Source organism: Pseudomonas sp. IT-P4 (genome assembly GCF_949767755.1).
Classification (GTDB): domain Bacteria; phylum Pseudomonadota; class Gammaproteobacteria; order Pseudomonadales; family Pseudomonadaceae; genus Aquipseudomonas; species Aquipseudomonas monachiensis.
In genome coordinates this window covers 147,066-169,705 of record NZ_CATKPX010000078.1, presented here as the reverse complement: position 1 = coordinate 169,705, position 22,640 = coordinate 147,066, and the positions used below count along the sequence as shown (strand labels likewise).

Sequence of the window (22,640 nt, the reverse complement as noted above, 5' to 3'; positions counted from 1 at the left end):
CATGTGTGGCATCGTCGGTATCGTCGGTAAGTCGAACGTCAATCAGGCGCTGTATGACGCGCTAACCGTCCTCCAGCACCGCGGCCAGGACGCTGCCGGTATCGTGACCAGCCATGATGGCCGGTTATTCCTGCGCAAGGACAACGGCCTGGTGCGTGACGTGTTCCAGCAACGTCACATGCAGCGCCTGGTCGGTCACATGGGCATTGGCCATGTGCGTTATCCAACCGCGGGCAGCTCGACTTCGGCTGAAGCTCAACCGTTTTACGTCAACTCGCCTTACGGCATCACCCTGGCGCACAACGGTAACCTGACCAACGTTGAACAACTGGCCAAGGAGATTTACGAATCTGACCTGCGCCACGTCAACACCAGTTCCGATTCGGAAGTGCTGCTCAACGTGTTCGCGCACGAACTGGCCCAGCGCGGCAAGTTGCAGCCGACCGAAGAAGACGTATTCGCCGCCGTCACCGACGTGCATAACCGTTGCGTCGGTGGTTATGCCGTTGTAGCGATGATCACCGGCTACGGCATCGTCGGCTTCCGCGACCCGCACGGCATCCGCCCGATCGTGTTCGGCCAGCGTCACACCGACGAAGGCGTCGAGTACATGATCGCCTCGGAAAGCGTTTCCCTGGACGTGCTGGGCTTCACCCTGATTCGCGACCTGGCACCGGGCGAAGCGGTCTACATCACTGAAGAGGGCAAGCTGTACACCCGTCAGTGCGCGACCAACCCGTCCCTGACGCCGTGCATCTTCGAGCACGTCTACCTGGCACGTCCGGACTCGATCATCGACGGCGTATCGGTCTACAAGGCCCGCCTGCGCATGGGTGAGAAACTGGCCGAGAAGATCCAGCGCGAGCGTCCGGATCACGACATCGACGTGGTCATCCCGATTCCGGACACCAGCCGCACCGCCGCGCTGGAGCTGGCGAACCACCTGGGCGTGAAGTTCCGCGAAGGCTTTGTGAAGAACCGCTACATCGGCCGGACCTTCATCATGCCGGGCCAGGCCGCACGGAAAAAATCCGTACGCCAGAAGCTCAACGCCATCGAGCTGGAATTCCGCGGCAAGAACGTGATGCTGGTGGATGACTCCATCGTTCGCGGCACCACGTGCAAGCAGATCATCCAGATGGCCCGCGAAGCTGGCGCCAAGAACGTCTACTTCTGCTCCGCGGCACCAGCGGTTCGCTACCCGAACGTCTACGGCATCGACATGCCGAGCGCTCACGAGCTGATCGCCCACAACCGTACGACCCAGGACGTGGCTGACCTGATTGGCGCTGATTGGCTGATCTATCAGGACCTGCCTGACTTGATCGAAGCGGTCGGTGGCGGCAAGATCAAGATCGACAAGTTCGATTGCGCGGTGTTCGACGGCCAGTACGTCACCGGCGACGTCGACGAGGCTTACCTGAACAAGATCGAGCAGGCACGCAACGATGCCTCCAAGGTCAAGACGCAGGCAGTCAGTGCGATCATCGATCTGTACAACAACTGAGTTTCTACCGGCCCTGAGGGGCCGGTTTTGTATCTGGCAAAAAATACTTTCATCTATCAAGAGCAGGGCAAGGAGTGACAGCATGAGTCAGGAATGGGATGCCGGTCGGCTGGACAGCGACCTCGAAGGTGTAGCGTTCGATACCCTGGCCGTACGCGCCGGTCAGCACCGCACGCCGGAAGGCGAACACGGTGATCCGATGTTCTTCACTTCCAGCTACGTGTTCCGTACCGCTGCCGACGCCGCTGCGCGTTTCGCTGGCGAAGTGCCGGGCAACGTTTATTCGCGTTATACCAACCCGACCGTACGCGCCTTCGAAGAGCGCATTGCCGCGCTGGAAAGCGCCGAGCAGGCCGTGGCCACCGCCACCGGTATGGCCGCGATCATGGCCGTGGTGATGAGCCTGTGCAGCGCTGGTGATCATGTACTGGTGTCGCGCAGCGTATTCGGCTCGACCATCAGCCTGTTCGAGAAGTACTTCAAGCGTTTCGGTATCGAAGTCGATTACGTGGCCCTGGCGGACTTGTCCGGTTGGGATGCGGCGATCAAGGCCAATACCAAATTGCTGTTCGTCGAGTCGCCGTCCAATCCGCTGGCCGAATTGGTCGACATCGCCGAGCTGTCGAAAATCGCCCACGCCAAAGGCGCGATGCTGGTAGTCGACAACTGCTTCTGCACTCCGGCGTTGCAGCAGCCGCTGAAAATGGGCGCGGACATCGTCGTGCACTCGGCCACCAAGTTCATCGATGGCCAAGGCCGTTGCATGGGGGGCGTGGTCGCTGGCCGCAGCGAGCAGATGAAAGAGGTGGTCGGCTTCCTGCGTACCGCCGGGCCGACCCTGAGCCCGTTCAACGCCTGGATCTTCCTCAAGGGCCTGGAAACCCTGAACCTGCGGATGAAGGCCCATTGCGCCAACGCCCAGCAACTGGCCGAGTGGCTGGAGCAGCAGGACGGCATCGAGAAAGTCCATTACGCCGGCCTCAAGAGCCATCCGCAGCACGAACTGGCCCTGCGCCAGCAGAAGGGCTTCGGTGCGGTCGTCAGTTTTGAAGTGAAGGGCGGCAAAGAGGGCGCCTGGCGCTTTATCGATGCCACGCGCCTGATTTCGATCACCGCCAACCTGGGTGACAGCAAAACCACCATCACCCATCCGAGCACCACTTCCCATGGTCGCCTGGCGCCTCAGGAGCGTGAAGCGGCGGGCATTCGTGACAGCCTGATCCGCGTTGCGGTCGGTCTGGAAGACGTGGCGGACCTGCAAGCCGATCTGGCGCGCGGCCTGGCTGCGTTGTGATCCAGTTGTCTACGCCGACCACTGGCTCAAATGGCCGCGTAGCGCTGGTGACCGGTGCTGCGCGGGGCATTGGCCTGGGGATCTCGGCCTGGCTGATCAGCGAAGGCTGGCAAGTCGTGCTGACCGATCTGGACCGGGAGCGCGGTTCGAAAGTGGCGAAAGTGCTGGGCGACAACGCCTGGTTCATTGCCATGGATGTCTCGAATGAAGGGCAGGTCGCGCTGGGCGTGGCCGAGGTGCTCGGCCAGTTCGGGCGACTGGATGCGCTGGTATGCAACGCGGCGGTTGCCGATCCGCACAACATCACCCTGGAAAGCCTCGATCTGTCTCACTGGAATCGGGTGTTGGCGGTGAACCTCAGTGGGCCGATGTTGCTGGCCAAGCACTGTGCGCCGTACCTGCGCGCTCACAACGGCGCCATCGTCAATCTGGCTTCGACCCGCGCCGGGCAGTCGGAACCCGACACAGAGGCCTATGCGGCGAGCAAGGGCGGTCTGTTGGCCCTGACGCATGCGTTGGCCATCAGCCTTGGTCCGGAGATCCGGGTCAATGCGGTCAGCCCTGGCTGGATCGACGCGCGCGATCCTTCGGTACGGCGTGCCGAACCGTTGAGCGAAGCCGATCATGCCCAGCATCCGGCGGGCAGGGTGGGCACGGTTGAGGATGTGGCGGCGATGGTGGCCTGGTTGTTGTCGAGAAACGCCGGGTTTGTCACCGGCCAGGAATTCGTGGTCGATGGCGGCATGACCAAGAAGATGATTTACAGCGAGTGATACTGGCGTTGATGTATCGCCCTCATCGCGAGCAGGCTCCGGGCGGCGTGGACTGATGGTTGCCGACACTGGCCGGAATGAAATGATTTTGTCTTTTTCAGAAAAACTTCAATCCTGCTATTGACTTAGGTTCGCTACCTGCGTAAATTTCGCGGCCTCGGAGATGCAAACGGGTGATTAGCTCAGCTGGGAGAGCGTCTGCCTTACAAGCAGAATGTCGGCGGTTCGATCCCGTCATCACCCACCACTTCCGAGATACTTGCGAAAGCAAGAGGTAGGCTGAAATGCCTCCACCGACGCGCAGCGGTAGTTCAGTCGGTTAGAATACCGGCCTGTCACGCCGGGGGTCGCGGGTTCGAGTCCCGTCCGCTGCGCCATATTTTCCGAGTCAGGCATGTTCTGATTCGAGATTGAAAAGCTACTGAGTTTTCAATCAGACCGAGTTACTTGGGCGCAAGTCCAAAGCGATACGCAGCGGTAGTTCAGTCGGTTAGAATACCGGCCTGTCACGCCGGGGGTCGCGGGTTCGAGTCCCGTCCGCTGCGCCATATCTGCCCCGAGGCCCACTGAACGCCTTGGAGCTACGAAGAAACCATTGGTTACTTCGAGTCGATAGCAAAGACCCTGGTCGAAAGACCGGGGTTTTTTGTTTCTGCGATTTGGCTTTTTCTCCTTCCTCACGACCCTCACGGTTTCGCATCCGCCGACCACGCGCGGATGGCCAGTGAATTCCGTTGTCTCTTGAAAACTCCCCTCAATAATCCACAGCCTCGATAAACCGGCGCCGCGCGGCCGATATCTCGGCCTGTCATCAAATTATTCAAGCATTTACCGGGTGCGATTTGCACAAAGGACTTGGTTTGAGTTATCAACACTAATTAGAATGAGTCGCATTTATAATATTTCTTCGCGCAGGGTTCCTTTAGATGAGTGATGCAGCGTTGCCGCCGGAGCAAACCTTCCACGACCTGTACCGCGATCACCGGAGCTGGCTCGAAGGATGGTTGAGACGACGCATGGGCAACGGCAGCGACGCTGCGGATCTGAGCCAGGACACCTTCGTTCGTTTGCTCGCCAGCACTCAGCGCATCGCCGACCTGCAAGAGCCTCGCGCCTACCTGGCGACAGTCGGCAAGCGGCTGCTGGCCAACTTCTACAAGCGCCGCAGCCTGGAGCAAGCCTATCTCGATGCATTGGCGTTGCTGCCCGAGGACTGCGTGCCGTCCCCCGAGCAACGCTGGATCCTGCTGGAAACCCTGCAGGCCCTGGACGAATTGCTCGATGGATTGCCGGGCCCGGTACGCCGAGCGTTTCTCTTGAGTCAGCTGGAAGGCCTGGGCTATCAAGAGATTGCCGAGCGCCTGCAAGTATCGGAACGCACGATCAAGCGCTACATGGCTCAAGCCTACGAACATTGCCTGCTGGTGGACATGTGAACGGTTCGGCACCTTCGGCCCAGGCCCGGCAAGTCGTGCGGGCCGCCGCGCAGTGGCTGGCCCTCATGGAATCCGGCTGCGCCAATGAGCAGGATCGGGCGCAGTTGCAGAGCTGGCGCGATAGCCATTCCAGTCACGAGCAGGCCTGGCAGAAAGCGCAACTCTTGCGCCAACGCTTTGCCGACCTGCCACCGGCCCTTGCCATGGCCAGTCTGGGCCGGCCACAAGCCAGTCGACGTACGGTGCTCAAGCGCGCTGTCGGGGCGGTGGCTTTGCTGCCGACTGCCTGGCTGATCAGTCGACAGTTGCCTCTGGATGCCTGGAGTGCCGACCTGCGGACCGCCACCGGGGAAAGCAAAAAGGTCCGGTTGGCCGACGGCAGCTCTGTGCAACTGAACACTGCCAGTGCCGTCGATATCGACCTCAAGCACAGGCGCCTGACCCTCGTGGAAGGTGAAATGGCACTGAATGTGCCCGGGATCTCGCCGCTGACGATTCTCACGCACTTCGGGCAAGTGGTCGTCAGTCAGGGCGAGGTGTGTGTTCGTCAGGGGCAGACGGGCTGCAAGGTGCAAGTGCTCAAAGGCACGGTGCAGTTGCAGCCTCTGCACGGACCGGTCTTTTCGTTGCGCGGTGGCCAGCAAGTCAGCCTTCAAGCGGCGGGTGTCGGTGCCGTGGAGCCATTTGACGTGCTGGCCCCGGGCTGGCGTGAGGGTGTGCTGATGGCGCAGAACCAGCCCTTGGGGGATTTTCTGCGCGAACTCGGCACCTATCGTCTGGGCGTGTTGCGTTGGGAGCCCGAGCTGGAATCGCTGCGCATCACCGGCAGTTTTCGCCTTGAAGACACCGATCGCATTCTGGCTCTGCTCGCGGCCAGCCTGCCGCTGGAAGTGCATTCGCGTACGCGTTACTGGGTAACGCTGGTGCAGCGCAAAAATAGTGTTTAAAGCGTGTCCCCTTTTTTCGCCTCGCTTGTCATTCAAGGTAAGCGAAACGAAATCAGAGAGATTCACAATGCCCGCAGTGATGTCTTGCAGTATGCGTCCGGCTCCATCCAGGTTGCGCCCGTTGTTGCACTTGAGTCTGTTGTTGAGCCTGAGTGCCTGTCCGTTGTTCATCTCTGCCGGTTGGGCCGAAGACGCGCCGCGCCGCAGCTATCAGGTGCCAGCCGGTAGTCTCGACGCTGCGCTGACCCGTTTCGCCGGGCTGGCCGGGGTCAATCTGTCAGTGGACCCGGCACTGGTGAGCGGGCGAACCAGCCCCGGTCTTTCCGGTGACTTCGCGGTGGAGGAGGGCTTCGCCCAACTGCTGCAGGGTTCCGGTCTGCAACTGCTTCCAGTGGGCGAACAGGCGTACATGCTGACCCCGGTGCCAACAGGAAGCAGCCTGCAATTGGGCGCTACTTCTATTTACGCGACGGCAGACACGGCGCACGGTGATCCATATGCCGGCGGGCAGGTCGCACGCCGTGGGTCGCAAGGCTTGCTGGGCTCGAAAGATTTCATGGAGACGCCGTTCAGCGAGACCACCTACACCAGTGAGTTGGTGAAAAACCTTCAGGCGCGTACCTTGGGCGACCTCGTGGCCAGCGATCCCTCGGTTCGCGCCACCAACCCGGCGGGTGGGCGGTATGAGCAGTTCACCATTCGTGGAATGAGCCTGTTCAACAGTGATGTCTCCTACAACGGTCTCTACGGCATCCTGCCGACTTACACCATTGACATGGAGATGGCTGACCGCGTCGACATCCTCAAAGGCCCGAGCCAGCTGATCAATGGCATCTCGCCGCGGGGCAGCGTGGGTGGCGGGATCAACGTGGTGCCCAAGCGCGCCACCGACGTGCCGATTACGTCGTTTACCGGCAACTATGCTTCCGGCAGCCAGGTCGGCGGGGCCGTGGACATCGGTCGGCGCTTTGGTGAGGGGGATATGTTCGGTGTTCGTTTCAACGGCGTGAAGCAGTCCGGCGACACCGAATGGGATCACCAGAGCGTTGACCGCGAGATGGCTGTGCTGGGCCTGGATTTTCGCGGTGAACGCCTGCGGCTCTCGACGGACATCGGACATAACGAGCGGGACACCGATGCCCCGCAGGAACGCGTGCAGGTGGGCGCCAACGCGCAGGTTCCGCACGCCAGCGATGTTCGCCACAACTATGCGCAGCCGTGGAGCAAGGCGCGGACCAAGGACACCTTCGGGACGGTGACCGGCGAGTACGATGTCAGCGATTCCGTCATGGTGTACGCCGGTGCGGGCGCGCGTAAAAGTAATCATGACTTCCTTCGGCACGCCGTAGCGGTCACCAACGACGCGGGCAACTTCAGTGTTCTGCCACGTGACTTCACCCGTGACGAAAATGTCCGGGCGGCCAACGCCGGGGTGCGCAACTGGTTCCATACCGGTTCGGTGAGCCATGAGGTCAACCTGGCTGCCAGCTATTTCTACATGGACTTCGAAAACGGCGGCGCCCGTTATGCCGCCGCCCCGAGCAACATCTACAACCCGGTGCAAACACCGACGCCCATCACTCCCACGCGCCTTGATTCTGAGGTGTATACCGAGAACCGTTCCAGCAGCGTGGCGTTGTCCGACACATTGGGGTTCTTCGATGATCGGGTACTGCTGACCCTCGGTGCCCGCTGGCAGCGAGTGCAGGTTGACGACTGGACGGATAATGTCAAAGGCGACACGGGCTACGATGAAGAAAAGGTTTCGCCCTCGGGCGGCATCCTGTTCAAGGCTACCGATAAGCTCTCGTTGTATGCCAACTACATGGAAGGCCTGAGCCAGGGCAAGATCGCACCGTCGACCTCGGTGAACGAAGACGAGATCTTCCCGCCGTTCATCAGTCGGCAGGTCGAGGTCGGTGCCAAATATGATGCGGGTGCGTTCGCCATCACCACCGCGGTGTTCCGGATCAAGCAACCTGCCTATGAAACCAACGCCACGACGCGGGTTTTCGGCCCGAACGGCAAACGCGAAAACAAGGGTGTGGAAGTCAGTGTGTTCGGTGAGCCGCTCAAAGGCTTCCGCCTGCTCGGCGGCGTCATGTACATCGACAGCGAGCTGACCGATACCACCAAGGGCACCTTTGACGGCAACCGCGCTCCCGCCACGCCGGAATACAACGTCAACCTCGGCGCCGAGTGGGACGTGCCGAGCGTGCAAGGCTTGACCCTGACCAGCCGCAGCATCTATTCCAGCTCACAGTACCTGGACCAGTCCAATAACAAGGAAATCGATGCCTGGACGCGTTTCGACGTGGGCGCTCGCTACGCCTTCAAGGTCGAGGAAAAGAACATCACCCTGCGGGCCAATGTCGAGAACGTGGCTGACAAGCGCTACTGGAGTTCCGCCGGGGCCTCGGATGACAGCGAGCCAGGATTGACGCTCGCGACGCCACGAACCTACCTCCTTTCGGCAACCGTCGACTTCTGAATCGATTCAACCGTGCGTTGCGCCACAGGGAAGGGCGCCGCCGAGTTGTGTCATGCATCGATTGCAGAGGACCAGAGCATGCCCAGTCTCACTAACCCACTCAAGAACGAACAGGTCAAAACGCCCTCCAGGCGCACGCTGCTGCGCCTGTCCCTGGGCGTGCTTGCACTGAGGTTTACCCCATCGGCGTGGGCTCTGGCCGACGCCGCGCCGCTGCGGGTGATCACCCTGTTTCAGGGCGCCACCGACAGCGCCGTGGCGTTGGGCATCACACCCTGCGGCATCGTCGATTCCTGGAGTGAAAAGCCCACCTATCGCTATCTGCGCTCGGCGCTGGAGCCGGTGCCCCATGTCGGCCTGGAAACCCAGCCGAGCCTTGAGGACATCGCGCTGCTCAAGCCGGACGTGATCATCGCCTCGCGCTTTCGCCATGAGCGCATCGCACCCTTGCTCAAGCAGATCGCCCCGGTGGTGATGCTGGAGGAGGTGTTCGAATTCAAGAAGACCCTGGCACTGATGGGCCTGGCCTTGCATCGCCAGCAGCGGGCCGACGAAGTGTTGGCCCGCTGGCAGCTGCGCACGGCACAACTGCGCCAGCAACTGCAGCACAAGTTTGCCGGGCGCTGGCCGCCGACGGTGTCGATTCTGGATGTCCGCGAAGACCATATCCGCAGTTATTTGCCGGCCAGTTTTCCAGGTTCGGTAGTCACTGAGCTGGGGTTGGGGTGGAGTCAGGCCAGTCGGGCGGCGAGCGGGGTATCGATCAAACTCACCAGCAAGGAAAGTCTGGCGGTGGTCAATGCCGACATTTTCTTTGTCTTCTTGCGCGCGGAGAAACCGGCAGTGCAGCGAAACTATGACAGCCTGGTGCAGCATCCGCTGTGGCAGCAAATGCGTGCGCCGCAGCAGGGGCAGGTGTGGCGGGTCGACGGCGTGGCCTGGAGCCTGTCGGGCGGAATGCTCGGGGCGAACCTGATGCTCGATGATGTGGCGCGGCTGGTCACGGCGGATGCGGCCTGATGAGCAATGGCTTGAAACTGTGCTGTGCCGGGGTCGTGTTGCTCCTCAGCAGTGTGCTGAGCCTGGCAGTCGGAGCGACCTGGATTCCGCTTTCGCAAATTGCCGCTGCCTTCGTGCATCCCGACCCGCTCAGCGTCAGCCATGTACTGGTGACCACCACACGCCTGTCGCGCACCTTGATGGCGATGGCCGTGGGCGCGAGCCTGGCAGTGGCGGGGGCCTTGATGCAGGCGCTGACGCGCAATCCGCTGGCGTCCCCCGGCTTGTTCGGGATCAATGCCGGCGCGACTTTTTTTATCATCCTGTGTTCCTCGCTGTTTTCCCTGTCATCCCCGGATGCCTGGCTGTGGTGCGCGTTCATCGGCGCGGCCGTGGCCGGCAGCCTGGTGTGGCTGATCGGCAACATGGGGCAGGGCAGTCTCAGTCCGTTGCGCATCGTGCTGGCGGGGGCGGCGATGGCCGCGTTGTTCTCCGCATTCAGCCAGGCGTTGCTGGTGGCCAATCAGGATGGCCTGGACACGGTGCTGTTCTGGCTGGCGGGCTCGTTGACCGAGCGTAGCCTGTCGGTCGCCGCGCCAATGCTGATCTGTGGCGTACTCGGGCTGTTCGGCGCGATGTTGTTGGCGGGGCAGGTTAACGTACTTAACGCAGGCGAGGAGATCGCCACCGGCCTGGGTCAGCGAACCGGATTGATCCGGCTGCTGATTAGCGTGCTGGTGATCTGTCTGGCGGGCAGTGCCGTGGCATTGGCCGGCAGCATCGGGTTTATCGGCTTGCTGGTGCCGCACATGGTGCGCAAGGGCTTGTCCATCGATCATCGCTGGTTGCTGCCGGGGTGCGCGCTGCTTGGGGCGATAGTCCTGCTATTGGCCGATACCTTGTCGCGGGTGTTGATCCTGCCGCAGGAGGTGCCGGTGGGCGTGATGACGGCGTTGTTCGGCGCACCGTTTTTCATTCTGCTGGCCCGGCGTGGAGGTCGTTATGGATAAGGTCCTGACCTGGCGTCGCAGCGGGTTTTCCCGGCGGATCAATGTCGCCACGATGTGGCGATTGATGGCGGCGTTGATGGTCACGACGCTGATCATGCTCGGCTCGCTGTCGCTGGGCAAAGTCATGCTGTCGCCGTTGGAGGTTCTGCGGATTCTGCTGTCGAGCCAGGACCCCAGCCTGACGTTCATCGTCGAGCAACTGCGCTTTCCGCGCGTGCTGCTGGCGGCGTTGGTAGGGGCGGCGTTGTCGGTGTCGGGGCTGATTCTGCAAAGCATCATCCGCAACCCGCTGGCGTCGCCCGACCTGCTGGGTATCACCAGTGGTGCCAGTGCGGCGGCGGTGTTGTATCTGTCGTTTTTCTCCGTCGCACTGGGCCAACAGTATCTGCCGCTGGCGGCGATGTCCGGCGCGGGGCTGGCGGCATTGGCGATCTATCTGCTGGCCTGGAAGCAGGGAGCTTCACCGCTGCGCCTGGTGTTGATCGGGGTCGGTATCAGCGCGATGTTGACCGCCGCGACCACCTTCATTCTGGTCTTCAGTCCGCTGACTACGACCCTGTCGGCTTATGTCTGGCTGACCGGCAGCGTGTACGGCGCCAGTTGGCCGGAACCGCTGGCGCTGAGTCGCTGGTTGTTGGGTATTTGCCCGCTGCTGGTGCTGCTGGCCCGGCAGGTGATGGTGCAACAACTGGATGACCAACTGGCCCAAGGCATTGGCGTTCGCGTGCAGTGGTTGCGCGCCGGTTTGTTGCTGGTGAGCGTGGCATTGGCCGGTGCGGCGATTGCCTGGGGCGGGGCGATAGCCTTTGTCGGGCTGATTGCACCGCACATTGCCAAGCGTCTGGTGGCCCCTGGGTTCGGCGGTCAGGCGGTGATGGCTGCGCTGGTCGGGGCGAACCTCGTGGTGCTGGCCGACCTCGCCGGGCGTGTGCTGTTTTTGCCGCTGGATCTGCCGGCCGGGATTTTTGTCGCCGTGCTGGGTACACCCTTTTTTCTCTATTTGTTGATCAAACAGCGTCATTGAGGAATTCAACGTATGACGTCGATTGCAAGTCGCGGCCTGACCCTGAGTTATCAGCGCCAGGTGATTATTGACGCGCTGGACATGCAACTGCCCCAAGGCAGGATTTCGGTACTGATTGGCAGCAACGGCTGCGGCAAAAGTACCTTGCTCAAATCCTTCGCCCGGCTGCTGAAACCGCAGCAGGGCTCGGTGATTCTCAACGGTGTGGATATCCAGCAAAAGTCCACGGCCGCCGTGGCCCGGGAGTTGGCCATTTTGCCCCAGACCCCCAGCGCGCCGGAGGGCATCACCGTTCGGCAGTTGGTGGCGCTGGGGCGTTATCCGTATCAGAGCTGGATGCAACAGTGGTCGGCGCAAGACGAAGCCATGGTCAACCGCGCGCTGGCGCAAACCAGTCTGCAGGCCCTGGCGGACCGACCGGTGGACGCGTTGTCCGGCGGCCAGCGCCAGCGCGCGTGGATCGCCATGACCCTGGCCCAGGACACCGGTATCGTGCTGCTTGATGAGCCCACCACCTTTCTCGACCTGGCGCACCAGATCGAAGTGCTGGACCTGCTGCGCGACCTTAACCGGCTCGAAAACAAAACCATCATCATGGTGCTGCACGACCTCAACCTGGCCTGTCGTTACGCCGACCACATGGTTGCGGTGCACAACCGGACAGCCTTTGCCCAGGGGCGGCCCGACGAGGTGTTGACCGAGACCCTGGTCAAGACCGTGTTCGACCTCAATTGCCGGATCATTCCCGATCCGTTCTTCGGGACACCGTTGTGCATTCCGTTTGGCCGGGAGTTGCCGCAATGAATCTGGCCTGTCATTTCACTGCGTCGGAGTGGGCGCTGTTGTCCGGTGGCTTGCGGCTCAAGGACCGCGACGAGCGCGACCCGTTGCGTTCGCTGATGGCCCGGGACTTGCTGCAGGAAGACGTGTGCGAGCAACTGCTGGATGCGCTGGGCCCGGTGATCGGCTCGCCAACCCGGGCGATCACGGCCTCGCTGCTGGGCAAGCGCTTGTCGTTTCTGGCGACTGGCGCCTGTTTGTATGCGATGTCGGTGTATGACAAAGGCCTTTTACTGACACCTGACAACACGGTGATCGAATACGGTCACGATGAGGGGCTGTGGACGTCTTCAATGCCGGTGCATCACGGTCAGCCGCTGACCTATGGCCTCAATGAGCGCGAGGCCTGGCGGGAAGCCTTGGTGCAGGGACTGTTCGCCGGACTGCTGAAACCGCTGTGGCAAACCTTCAATCGTGTCACCGGTGTTTCCCGGCGCATCCTCTGGGAAAACACCGCCGTGCGAGTTTATTCGCTGTATGAAAAACGCATGGTGAAAACCGAGGACCCGTCAATTCGCGAGCGCTGTGAAGCGGATTTCAATTGGCTGCTGACACAAGCCGAGCCTGCGTTGTTCGGTCTGGATTACAACCCGCTGAGCCATTTCCGCCGACCGCCGACGCTGGTGGACGACGGGCAGCGCAGCATTCGCTTTCGCCGAACCTGTTGCTTTTATTACCTGGCCACCGACCCCGCAGACTACTGTTCGACCTGTCCGTTGCTACGTCCGGGGAAATGCCGATGAGTGACCGGATCGACCCTCGCCAGCAAAGGAATAGCCGCTGTTCAACGATCGACGCGATCATGATGCTGTCGGAAACTGCATTGCGCGACTATCTTGAAATGGGCTTGGTGATGGCGCTGGATGCCTAGATGAAGCCCTTCGGGTTGTTGTTGCGCAAGGGCGAGCACATCAGCCGGGAGTTGGGGTTGTTCATCGATCTGCTGCGTCGAAAAGTCGCGGTTTTTTGATTCCTTGGTCAGTTTTTGGTTTTCCGCGAAGGCATAAGCCTATAAACTTAACCTTTCGGTCAGCTTTGCACTGTCAACAACAGCCCTTTGCATCGTCGAAAAGGGCTTCTGCAAGACTCGAGATTTCCAGAACATAACCAGAAGGGCGGACCCCATAACCGCCCAGAGGATGATCCATGTCCAACCGTGATATATCCCGGCGCTCGTTCCTTCAGGGCGGGCTGGTAGCGGGTGTGAGCGTGACGCTCACACCATTGAGCAGCCAGGCGCTGGCCGCCTTGATGGAGAGCAGCGTGACCGTGCCGTCCGAGCAGTGGCTCGGCAACAATGGCAAGGCGCGCGCCCGTAACGATGCCTTGTCCAAGGTCTGCGGCAGCAAGGTCTTTGCCCGCGACATTCGCGCCAAGGACATGCCGGGCTGGCCGCAGCAGCAAGGCCACGCCATGTTGCTCAAAACCATCAAGGCCGACCACATCTTCGCGGGCATCGACCTGTCGTGGCTCGGTGCCGAGTTGCAACCGGACCGCATCGTCACCGCCGAAGACCTGGTCAAGGACGGAATCGTGTTCCCTGAGGAGCACGCCCCGGATCCGCTGTTGCCGGCCGGCAAGGTGCCGATGTTTATCGGGCACCCGGTGGCGATCCTGATCTGGAACGATTTCGAGCGCTTCCGTCAGGCCAAGAACCAACTCAAGTTCAATGACAAGGCAATCCGCTACGGCGAGAAAGCGCCGTTCTACGAAGGCGATCCTTACGGCAGCTTCCGCTACGTGCGCGTCGGCGGTGCGACCTCGGCGGACGAAGACGAGTTCGCCAGCCTCAAGGATTCGATCCTGTTCCCGATGCTGAAAAACCGTCGTCCGGTGTGGAACTCCCAGCCGAACCTGCACGGCAACCTGACCGAGCGCGGGTTGTTCTACGCCGACCGCATGAAGCAGCAGATCGATACGCCGCCGGACAACTGGCTGGTATTCGACGAGCGCTACAAGACCCCGTCGATCGAACCGGCCGCCCTGGAGCCGGACAACGGCAACGGCTGGTACGACCCGGCGACCAAGACCCTGCATTTCGTGGTGGCGACACAGTGCCCGCTGGAAACCGCGACCGAAACCGCGAAGATGATCGCGCCGTCGCGTTTCGGCCTGGCCAACCTGAACATGCACCCGGGTTACACCGTCGGTTATGGCTCCAAAGACCACAACATTTTCGTCTACTACGCAGCGCTGGCGGCGTTGTACGGCGCCGGTGTGCCGGTACGCCTGGCCAACGACCGCTACGAGCAGTTCCAGAGCGGCATCAAGCGTCACCCGTTCGACATCCGCTACCAATTGGCGGTGGACAAGAACGACCACAGCTTCAAGATTTTTCGCTCCGAGATGAGCGTCGACGGTGGCGGGCGGATCAACTACAGCCCGTCGGTGGCGGCGGTGGGCGCCACGGCGGCACAGTCGATCTACTACATGCCGCAGAACGATCTGCAGGTCACGGCCTATCACTCCCGCGCCGTTGAAGCCGGGTCGATGCGTGGCTACGGCACCCTGCAGAGCATGGCGGCGACCGAGATGATGGTCGACGAAATCGCCGGTCGCCTCGGTGTCGATGCCATCGAGTTGCGCCGCAAGAACGCACTGCGCTCGGGTATGAAGAACACCCAGGGCGCGATCCCGGCCGGTGCCTTGCGCCTGCACGAGATTCTCGACAAGGCGGCGGTCCACGACACCTGGAAAAACCGCGACGCGATCAAGAAGCAACGCGAAGCCGCCGATCCGGACAACTGGTACGGGGTGGGTTTCGCCATCTGCCAGAAGGACTTCGGTACCGGTTCCGAAGCGCCGATGGCCAGCATTGAATTCACTGCCGAAGGTCGCATCAGCCTGCGCCACATCGGTATCGAAATCGGTACTGGCATGTCCACCTCCCAGGCCATGGTCGTGGCCGATTTCCTCGGTATTGCGGCGCACGAAGTGAAGACCGGCGAAACCGAATGGAAAGAGTTGCAGCTGGTCAGTGGCGGCAACCCGTACATCATGAGCCAGGCCGAGCAGGACAATTTCCTGCGCAACCCACGTTGGGTCGGCAAGGTGGCTTCGGCTTCGTCGGCGACCAACTCGGCGTACTACTTCAGTCACGCCACCCGTGAAGCGGCGCGCGTGCTGTTCAACCACGGCTTGTGGCCAGCGGCGATGGAGATCTGGCGCCAAGGCCCTTACGGCGGCCAGGCCAACCCTTACGTGGTGCGCCGCGAAGACGCCCATTGGGTCGACGGCAAGCTCACGGCCAACGGCATGGAGCCACTGCCATTCGCCATGCTCGCCAAGCGCGTTCACGAACGTGGCCTGGTGAGCGGCGCCACCGTGCACGGTTTCAACCGCTGGAGCTGGGCCGAGGCCGAGTTCAGCATCGACGGCGTGCGTGAACGCTTGCCGCTCGACGGCCTGGCTGTGAAGTACGGCGACGGTGCACCGAAGGCGAAGAAGGCGCAGATGAACAGCGCCGGTTTCCATCTGCTGGATCGGCAGGGTATCGCCTACCCGGCAACCCAGTTGAACAACGCGGCGGTGACTTACTACAGCCCGGTCGCGACGTTGGTGGAAGTGAAGGTCAACAAGGGTTCGAACGAAGTGTCGGTACTCAACCATCACTCGTGGGTCGAGTGCGGTCGGGTGTTGGTCGAAGAACTGGTCAGGGGCCAGCTCGAAGGCGGGATCGCCATGGGCATCGGCCACGCGCTGATGGAAGAGATGCCGTTGTACGAAGGCGGGCCGGGGGAGGGGGACTGGAACTTCAACCGTTACCGCCTGCCAATGGCGCGTCACGTCGCGGTGTGGAAACAGACGGCGGAAATCCTGCCGCCGCTGTCGCCGAGCGACCCGTCCAAGGGCATCGCCGAGGTGGTGATGATCCCGGTTGTCGGCGCCATCGGTAACGCCGTGGCCCATGCCATCGGTAAACGTGTCCGCGACCTGCCTATCACTTCTGCACGCATCAAGGAGGCCCTCAATGGCTAACCGTCCGCTTCAACTGACCCTCAACGGTCAATCCGTCGGCCCGGTGGACATCCCTGATGACCTGCCGATGATCGACTACCTGCACGAATACAAGAACCTCACCGGTTCGCGCCTGGGCTGCGGCCAGGGCATCTGCCACGCCTGTGTGGTGATCGTCGACAACCCGGACGGCACCAGCGAAGAAGTGCGCACCTGCATCACCGGCGCACACTATTTCGAAGGCAAGAAAGTGCGGACCATCGAAGGCCATGCGACCCGCGACGAGCAGGGCAAGGTCACCGAGCTGAACCCGATCCAGCAGCGCTTCGTCGATGAATTCGCCTTCCAGTGCAGCTACTGCGCGCCGGGCTTCGTCAATGCCGCGACCGTGCTGGTGGAAAAGCTGCAGCGTCAGCCGATCGTCAAAAGCCAGCTGGAAAAAGTCATCGAGGACAGCCTCGGTCATCACATCTGCCGTTGCACCGGGTACGTGCGCTACTACAGCGCCACCCGCAACGTGCTGACCGATCTCGGCCTGGTCAAGGAGGGTTAAGCATGAAGCTTCTACTTAGCCGCCTGGCGTTGGCGGTTGGTCTGGCTGCGCCTGTGGTGGCAGCTCACGCCGATGATGCGCAGATCAAGCAAGGCGAGTACCTCGCCCGTGCCGCCGACTGCATGGCGTGCCACACCGCGCCGGGTGGCGCGCCCTATGCGGGCGGCCTGCCGATCGTGTCGCCGTTCGGCACGATCTACGGCACCAACATCACCCCGAGCAAAGAGCACGGCATCGGCCTGTACAACGATGACGAGTTCTTCGCCGCGTTGACCGAAGGCAAGCGCCGCGACGGGGCGAACCTGTATCCGGCGATGCCCTACACCTCGTATCACCTGATCCCGCGTGCGGATTCCGATGCGATTCATGCCTACCTGAAAACCGTCGAGCCGATCGAGCGTGCCGCGCCAGTCACCAGCCTGAGCTTCCCGTTCAACGTGCGCCCGGGCCTGATGGGCTGGAACATGATGTACGGCAAGGACGTGAAGCTGGAGCCTGCCGAAGGCAAGAGCGAAGCCTGGAAGCGCGGCCAGTACATGGTCGACGTGCTGGGTCACTGTGGCGAGTGCCATACCCCACGCGGCCTGCCCGGTGCGATGCAGATGGACAAACGCATGACCGGCGGCATTCTCAATGGTTATCTGGCGCCGAGCCTGCTGGCCACTGACCTGGCGGCCCGTGGCTGGAATCATCAGGACCTGAGCTCGTTCCTCAAGCACGGCATGAGCGCCCAGGGCACGATGTTCAACGAGATGTTCCCGGTGTTCCACAACAGCACCCAGGGTCTCAGCGATCCGGACCTGGCGGCGATGGCGACCTTCCTGCTCGGCGATCAGCCACCGGCGGCGAAGGTGCTCACCGAAGTGCCGTTGGACAAGCTGAGCCCGAGTGCCCAGCGTGGCCGTCAGGAATATTTGAATGTCTGCGCCGGTTGCCATGCGCCGGGCGGTGAGGGCAAGCCGCACATCGCCGTGGCCATGCGCGGCAACACCACGCTGCGCCTGGAAGATCCGCGTAACCTGGTGCGGGTGATCGACGACGGTATTGGTGAGCAGAAGTTCTCCGGTTTCGAACACATGCAGCCGATGCCGGGGTTCGCCGCGAAATTGAGCGACGAACAGCTCACGGACCTGCTGAACTACCTGCGTCAAGGCTGGGGCGGTCAGCCGAATGATCTGGCTGTAAACGACGTGCAGAAGTTGCGGGCCGATGCGCCGCCGCTCGAGCACAAGGCCCACTGATATGCAGCATCTGGATCTGCAAGTGGTGCGCCGGGCGCTGGAGTGGTCGGCGGCCGGTCAGCGCATCTGGCTGTGTACGGTGCTGGCCACTTACGGCTCGGCACCGCGCGCACCGGGTTCGCTGCTGGCGGTGAACACGCAGGGGCACTGGATTGGCTCGCTGTCCGGTGGCTGTGTCGAGGAAGACTTTCTCGAGCGAGTCGCCGAGGGCGCGTTTCTGGAGCCGGTCAGCGTTGTTCGTTATGGCGAAGGCGACGACCCACGCTCGCGCGTCAGCCTGCCCTGTGGCGGGGTGCTGGATGTGCTGGTCGAGAAGCTTGAGGCCGATTGCGAGGTGCAAGCGCATCTGCGGGAGCTGGAGTCGGCGCTGTTGGGCCGGCGTCGGTTGATCCGCGAAGTCGATCTGCAAAGCGGTGCGCGCAGTCTGTTCGATGATCGTGAACAGGGTGTGCGTATCGAGCGTGAAATCGACCGGGTGCGCGTGCGCGTCGGCGCGGCCCAGCGCTTGCTGCTGGCGGGGTATTCCAGTGTCGCCCAGGCCTGTGCGGAGTTTGCCGTGGGGCTTGGGTTCGAGGTGATTCTATGTGACCCGCGGGACGAAGTGCTCGAAGGCGTCGTGCTGGAAAACGTGGAGATTCGTCGCCAACTGCCTTCGGTGTTCATTGCCGACGGCGGGTGCCACAGCGACACGGCGGTGGTGGCGTTGACCCACGATCCACGTATCGATGACCTGGCGATGATGGAGGCCGTTCGCACCGAGGCGTTTTACATCGGTGTGATGGGCTCCATGCAGACTTCGCAAAAGCGCTTCGAGCGGTTGCGGCGTATTGGTGGGCTGGGGGATGCCGAGTTGGGGCGGATTCATGCGCCAATCGGCTTGAACCTGGGCAGCAAGACGCCAGCCGAGATTGCCCTGGCGGTACTGGCGGACATCCTGCGGATTCGCAGCGGTATCCCACGGGACCGGCTTTAAGATCAGAAGATCGCAGCCTGCGGCAGCTCCTACGCAGAACGCATTCCCATGTAGGAGCTGCCGCAGGCTGCGATCTTTCGATGTTGATCTAAACAAAAGGCCCGCATCGCAGCGGGCCTTTTGTTTTAGCAGTCAGTACCCGAATCTATCCCGCAATCCGTAATACCACGCACCCAATGCCGCAAACGGTGTGCGCAGCAACTGGCCGCCCGGGAACGGGTAATGGGGCAGGTCGGCAAACGCATCAAAACGTTCTGCCTGGCCGCGTAATGCTTCGGCCAGCACTTTGCCCGCCAAATGCGTGTAGGTCACGCCATGACCGCTGCAACCCTGGGAATAGTAAATGTTGTCGCCCAGCCGTCCGACCTGAGGCAGGCGCGACAACGTCAGCAGGAAATTGCCCGTCCACGCGTAATCGATCTTCACGTCCTTGAGTTGCGGGAAGGCCTTGAGCATCTTCGGCCGGATGATCGCTTCGATGTTCGCCGGATCCCGCGCGCCGTACACCACGCCACCACCAAAAATCAGACGCTTGTCGCCACTGAGGCGGTAGTAGTCGAGCAAGTAATTGCAATCTTCGACACAGTAATCTTGAGGCAGCAGGGTCTTCGCCAGTTCTTCACCCAGGGGCTCGGTGGTAATCACCTGCGTGCCGCAAGGCATCGACTTGGCGGCCAGTTCCGGCACCAGGTTGCCCAGATAAGCGTTACCGGCGACGATGATGAATTTTGCCCGGACCTTACCCTGCGGCGTGTGCACCACCGGATTCGCGCCGCGCTCGATGCGCACGGCCGGCGACTGCTCATAGATCGTCCCGCCCAGGGACTCGACCGCCGCCGCTTCACCCAGCGCCAGGTTAAGCGGATGGATGTGGCCGCCACTCATGTCGAGCATCCCGCCGACGTACTGATCACAGGCGACCACCTCGCGGATGCGACGTTGATCCATCAACTCGAGCTGGGTGTGCCCGAAACGCTCCCACAGGCGCTTCTGGGATTCGAGATGACCCATTTGCTTGGAGGTCATCGCGGCGAACACGCCACCGTCCTTCAAGTCGCACTGAATGTCGTACCTGGCGACCCGTTCACGAATGATTCGCCCACCCTCGAACGCCATCTGGCCCAGCAACTGGGCCTGCTTGGGACCGACCGTGCGTTCGATGACATCGATATCGCGGCTATAGCTGTTAACGATCTGGCCGCCATTACGCCCGGACGCCCCGAAACCTACCCTGGCGGCTTCGAGCACCGTGACCTTGAAACCGTTCTCCAGCAGAAACAAGGCAGAGGACAGCCCTGTGTAACCGGCGCCAATCACACAGACATCGGTCTCCACGTCATCCTGCAACGCCGGGCGCGGCGGAACCGCATTGGCCGATGCGGCGTAGTAGGACTCGGGGTAGGGAGTGTTAGCCATCCGGCAGCCTCTGTTTAATATATTTTACGAGTGCGTTGATCCTACCCGAGTTGAAAATCCCCCGCCAGCCACCCGGAAAATCTTCTTTGTAGCGGCAAAATTAAATATTTTGCATATTCATAGGGTTAGCGCGAAAAAAGGTGTTGACACCCCTCCGGAATTCCGTAGAATGCCGCCTCACAGCAGGCACGTAGCTCAGTTGGTTAGAGCACCACCTTGACATGGTGGGGGTCGTTGGTTCGAGTCCAATCGCGCCTACCAAACAAAATCCGCTCTGCTGGGCGGTCTGGAAGGGCTCACCGAAAGGTGGGCCCTTTTTTGTTGTCCAAAGAATCGTTACCGATCTTTGGGGAAGCGGACTGTGGAGTTATGTCTAGTTCATGGATTTTCAATCCACAAGTCATTGCGTGTTTTTGCTGAACATTGCATTCGGCTGGCAATCACTTCGCGGTATTTGAAAGATGAGATGCCCGGATCAGAAAAGTAGTGCCGGGCCATCAAGGCGCGACGATTGCTGAGCGGATGCCGGATGATTGCCGGGTAAACCGTTCAGATCGTCGCCAGCCTCAGTAGGTGTCAGAGGGCAAAGGTAGCTGCAAGGCCATGGTGGCCTTCCTGGGCTCCCGCGATCAGGTGCAGTGGGATGTTCTGTTGTACTTCAATGGACGGTACTTCGAAGCTCCCTACGATCTGGAGGTGGCGCTCGCTCAGTTCGGTCGACTTTCCTGCTTGTTCCTTGGCCATTCTCGCGTGATTCATTGCGATTTCGTTGAGCGTTGACACGTTACATCTCCCGGTGACTGACCAAGCGTATCGCTGGCGTCCTTAAGCATTGATTGAATGGCTGCGGCGTCAGAATCCTGTCATTGCGGCGCTGCTACGGGCGATCTTAGCAAGCCTCAAGCCATGGATAGGGGCGAATTCCTCGTTGTGTTCTGGCAGGCGACGAATGGCAGGTGACTGTGAATGATGGTCCGGATTTTTTGTCATTCAGGCGTAAACTGGCAATGCGACCTTATCAAAAGGAGCCGCCTATGAACGCCGATCAAATGAGCAAGCAGGCACCTGTGGACACGGCTGTCTGGGATCGATATTTCTGCGCTGCATTGATTGCCGAAAGCAATCTGACTGCCCCGATTGTGGGCGAGGCTACTCATGAGGACAGGCAGAACCTGTTGATCGAGAGGGCCAGGGTCCTCGCGGATAAAATGATGCAAAACCGAAGATAATCAGAGCCCAGCCGTCGCGCTGGGCTCTTTGCATGCGGGCTTATGCACCGATGCTGACGCTGTGCGCGTTGCGGTTCAGGCGATCAACTCTACCTTGCCGCTCGCCAGGCGATAGATGCCGCCCACGATCTTCAGCGCGCCTTTGCTCTGCGCATCAGTCAGCAATGGCGAGGCCTGTTTCAGGCTGTTGACCGAATTCTTGACGTTTTGCGCGGTGGCGTTTTCCATCAGGTTCCCGGGCTGCTTGAGTACTGCCTCGACTGCTGACTTGAGTGCGTCAGTCAGTTTCGGGATATGGCCGGGGAAAATCGTCTGGTCCTTGACCGCCTTGATACCGGCCTCGATGGCGCCGCAGCTCTCATGCCCGAGTACGAGAATCAGCGGGGCGCCCAGTACGGCAACGCCGTATTCAAGACTGGCCAGGCCTTCCGGCGTAACGAAGTTGCCCGCGACGCGGATGGAGAAAAGATCGCCGCGCGCGGTGTCGAACGCATATTCCGGGGCGATCCTCGAGTCGGAGCAGCTCAGCACGGCCACGAATGGATTCTGGCCGGACACCAGGGCCTCTCGCTCTGCCTTGAAGTCGTGGGTTGTGGAAGTGCCGCCTACATATCGTGCATTGCCCTCCATCAGTCTTTTCAATGCCATGTCGGGACTGATTACGTTTTGTGGTTTGGGTGGGGCTGTCGCTTTTTCGGCTGCCAGGATGATCTTGCCGGGCAGTGTGCCGGTCAGCAGCAGGGCGCCTGCGCTCAATCCGGCAAATTGAAGAAAACGACGACGGCCTGTTGTGTTTGAAGCAGAGCTTGAATCACATGATTCACACATGATTTTGTTTACTCAGTTCAACGCGGTGGGAGTGAGTTGCTGTTGGGGCGGGTACCGTCGCGGACGCTCAATACCAGCGCAGTGGAGTCTAGTTGGTCTGTCGTATTGTGTTCCGGGCATTG

Annotated in this window: 19 protein-coding genes, 4 tRNA genes and 1 pseudogene; 21 read left to right on the top strand and 3 right to left on the bottom strand. The window is 61.1% G+C overall.

What is annotated here, in order from left to right:
* The first annotated feature begins 1 nt into the window (after position 1).
* The 19 genes and pseudogenes from purF (at position 2) to ACM6IT_RS25340 (ending at position 19,045) form a co-directional block, all read left to right on the top strand.
* Entirely contained in the window at positions 2–1,507 is a 1,506-nt protein-coding gene (gene purF, locus ACM6IT_RS25430; RefSeq protein WP_056722191.1) for an amidophosphoribosyltransferase, read from the top strand.
* 82 nt (positions 1,508–1,589) lie between these two features.
* Positions 1,590–2,801, top strand: a complete 1,212-nt coding sequence (locus ACM6IT_RS25425; RefSeq protein WP_095943670.1) for an O-succinylhomoserine sulfhydrylase — start codon at positions 1,590–1,592, stop codon at positions 2,799–2,801.
* The gene (locus tag ACM6IT_RS25420) at positions 2,798–3,574 is read left to right on the top strand and encodes an SDR family oxidoreductase (RefSeq protein ID WP_414914748.1); all 777 of its coding nucleotides are present in this window, start codon (positions 2,798–2,800) and stop codon (positions 3,572–3,574) included. Before ACM6IT_RS25425 ends, ACM6IT_RS25420 begins: the two co-directional genes overlap by 4 nt.
* A 171-nt stretch (positions 3,575–3,745) precedes the next feature.
* A tRNA-Val gene (locus ACM6IT_RS25415) sits at positions 3,746–3,821 on the top strand.
* A 53-nt stretch (positions 3,822–3,874) separates the two neighbouring features.
* Positions 3,875–3,951: transfer RNA gene (locus ACM6IT_RS25410), tRNA-Asp, on the top strand.
* Positions 3,952–4,045: 94 nt separating this feature from the next.
* Positions 4,046–4,122 (top strand) — tRNA-Asp (locus tag ACM6IT_RS25405).
* A 378-nt stretch (positions 4,123–4,500) separates the two neighbouring features.
* Positions 4,501–5,010 carry a sigma-70 family RNA polymerase sigma factor gene (locus tag ACM6IT_RS25400; protein WP_414918936.1) on the top strand — a complete coding sequence of 170 codons (510 nt, stop codon included), beginning with the start codon at positions 4,501–4,503 and terminating at the stop codon, positions 5,008–5,010.
* Positions 5,007–5,957, top strand: a complete 951-nt coding sequence (locus ACM6IT_RS25395; protein ID WP_056722199.1) for a FecR domain-containing protein — start codon at positions 5,007–5,009, stop codon at positions 5,955–5,957. The genes ACM6IT_RS25400 and ACM6IT_RS25395 overlap by 4 nt, the downstream gene beginning before the upstream one ends.
* Positions 5,958–6,024: 67 nt before the next feature.
* On the top strand, positions 6,025–8,448 hold the full coding sequence (locus ACM6IT_RS25390; protein WP_414918935.1) for a TonB-dependent receptor: 2,424 nt from the start codon (positions 6,025–6,027) through the stop codon (positions 8,446–8,448).
* A 78-nt stretch (positions 8,449–8,526) separates the two neighbouring features.
* On the top strand, positions 8,527–9,468 hold the full coding sequence (locus ACM6IT_RS25385) for an ABC transporter substrate-binding protein (protein ID WP_056722202.1): 942 nt from the start codon (positions 8,527–8,529) through the stop codon (positions 9,466–9,468).
* The gene (locus tag ACM6IT_RS25380) at positions 9,468–10,457 is read left to right on the top strand and encodes a FecCD family ABC transporter permease (protein ID WP_414918934.1); all 990 of its coding nucleotides are present in this window, start codon (positions 9,468–9,470) and stop codon (positions 10,455–10,457) included. Before ACM6IT_RS25385 ends, ACM6IT_RS25380 begins: the two co-directional genes overlap by 1 nt.
* On the top strand, positions 10,450–11,481 hold the full coding sequence (locus ACM6IT_RS25375; RefSeq protein WP_414918933.1) for a FecCD family ABC transporter permease: 1,032 nt from the start codon (positions 10,450–10,452) through the stop codon (positions 11,479–11,481). The genes ACM6IT_RS25380 and ACM6IT_RS25375 overlap by 8 nt, the downstream gene beginning before the upstream one ends.
* A 12-nt stretch (positions 11,482–11,493) precedes the next feature.
* Positions 11,494–12,285 (top strand): ABC transporter ATP-binding protein, encoded by a 792-nt coding sequence (locus tag ACM6IT_RS25370; protein WP_056722207.1) that lies wholly within the window; start codon positions 11,494–11,496, stop codon positions 12,283–12,285.
* Positions 12,282–13,064, top strand: coding sequence for an IucA/IucC family C-terminal-domain containing protein (locus ACM6IT_RS25365; protein WP_414918932.1), 783 nt, complete (start codon positions 12,282–12,284; stop codon positions 13,062–13,064). Before ACM6IT_RS25370 ends, ACM6IT_RS25365 begins: the two co-directional genes overlap by 4 nt.
* Positions 13,065–13,114: 50 nt before the next feature.
* Positions 13,115–13,291, top strand: a pseudogene (locus ACM6IT_RS25360) (LysR family transcriptional regulator); the annotation flags it as partial.
* Between the two features lie 176 nt (positions 13,292–13,467).
* A complete protein-coding gene (locus ACM6IT_RS25355) occupies positions 13,468–16,299 on the top strand; it encodes a xanthine dehydrogenase family protein molybdopterin-binding subunit (protein WP_414918931.1) in 2,832 nt (943 codons plus the stop codon).
* Positions 16,292–16,831, top strand: a complete 540-nt coding sequence (locus ACM6IT_RS25350) for a (2Fe-2S)-binding protein (RefSeq protein WP_007982256.1) — start codon at positions 16,292–16,294, stop codon at positions 16,829–16,831. Before ACM6IT_RS25355 ends, ACM6IT_RS25350 begins: the two co-directional genes overlap by 8 nt.
* A 2-nt stretch (positions 16,832–16,833) precedes the next feature.
* The gene (locus ACM6IT_RS25345) at positions 16,834–18,072 is read left to right on the top strand and encodes a c-type cytochrome (protein ID WP_414918930.1); all 1,239 of its coding nucleotides are present in this window, start codon (positions 16,834–16,836) and stop codon (positions 18,070–18,072) included.
* A gap of 1 nt (position 18,073) precedes the next feature.
* A complete protein-coding gene (locus ACM6IT_RS25340; RefSeq protein ID WP_414918929.1) occupies positions 18,074–19,045 on the top strand; it encodes an XdhC family protein in 972 nt (323 codons plus the stop codon).
* Positions 19,046–19,177: 132 nt separating this feature from the next.
* Here ACM6IT_RS25340 and ACM6IT_RS25335 read toward each other — a convergent pair whose 3' ends face one another.
* Entirely contained in the window at positions 19,178–20,461 is a 1,284-nt protein-coding gene (locus tag ACM6IT_RS25335) for an NAD(P)/FAD-dependent oxidoreductase (RefSeq protein ID WP_414918928.1), read from the bottom strand.
* A 184-nt stretch (positions 20,462–20,645) separates the two neighbouring features.
* Between ACM6IT_RS25335 and ACM6IT_RS25330 the strand changes: the two genes are divergently transcribed.
* A tRNA-Val gene (locus ACM6IT_RS25330) sits at positions 20,646–20,722 on the top strand.
* A gap of 315 nt (positions 20,723–21,037) precedes the next feature.
* On the opposite strand, the gene ACM6IT_RS25325 is transcribed toward ACM6IT_RS25330, so the two are convergent.
* On the bottom strand, positions 21,038–21,244 hold the full coding sequence (locus ACM6IT_RS25325) for a hypothetical protein (protein WP_056722220.1): 207 nt from the start codon (positions 21,242–21,244) through the stop codon (positions 21,038–21,040).
* Positions 21,245–21,495: 251 nt separating this feature from the next.
* Here ACM6IT_RS25325 and ACM6IT_RS25320 point away from each other — a divergent pair, with 251 nt between their 5' ends.
* Complete coding sequence (locus ACM6IT_RS25320) at positions 21,496–21,690, top strand: hypothetical protein (RefSeq protein ID WP_056722222.1); 195 nt, start codon at positions 21,496–21,498, stop codon at positions 21,688–21,690.
* Positions 21,691–21,765: 75 nt separating this feature from the next.
* On the opposite strand, the gene ACM6IT_RS25315 is transcribed toward ACM6IT_RS25320, so the two are convergent.
* Positions 21,766–22,518 carry a carbonic anhydrase gene (locus ACM6IT_RS25315; RefSeq protein ID WP_056722224.1) on the bottom strand — a complete coding sequence of 251 codons (753 nt, stop codon included), beginning with the start codon at positions 22,516–22,518 and terminating at the stop codon, positions 21,766–21,768.
* Positions 22,519–22,640 lie beyond the last annotated feature (122 nt).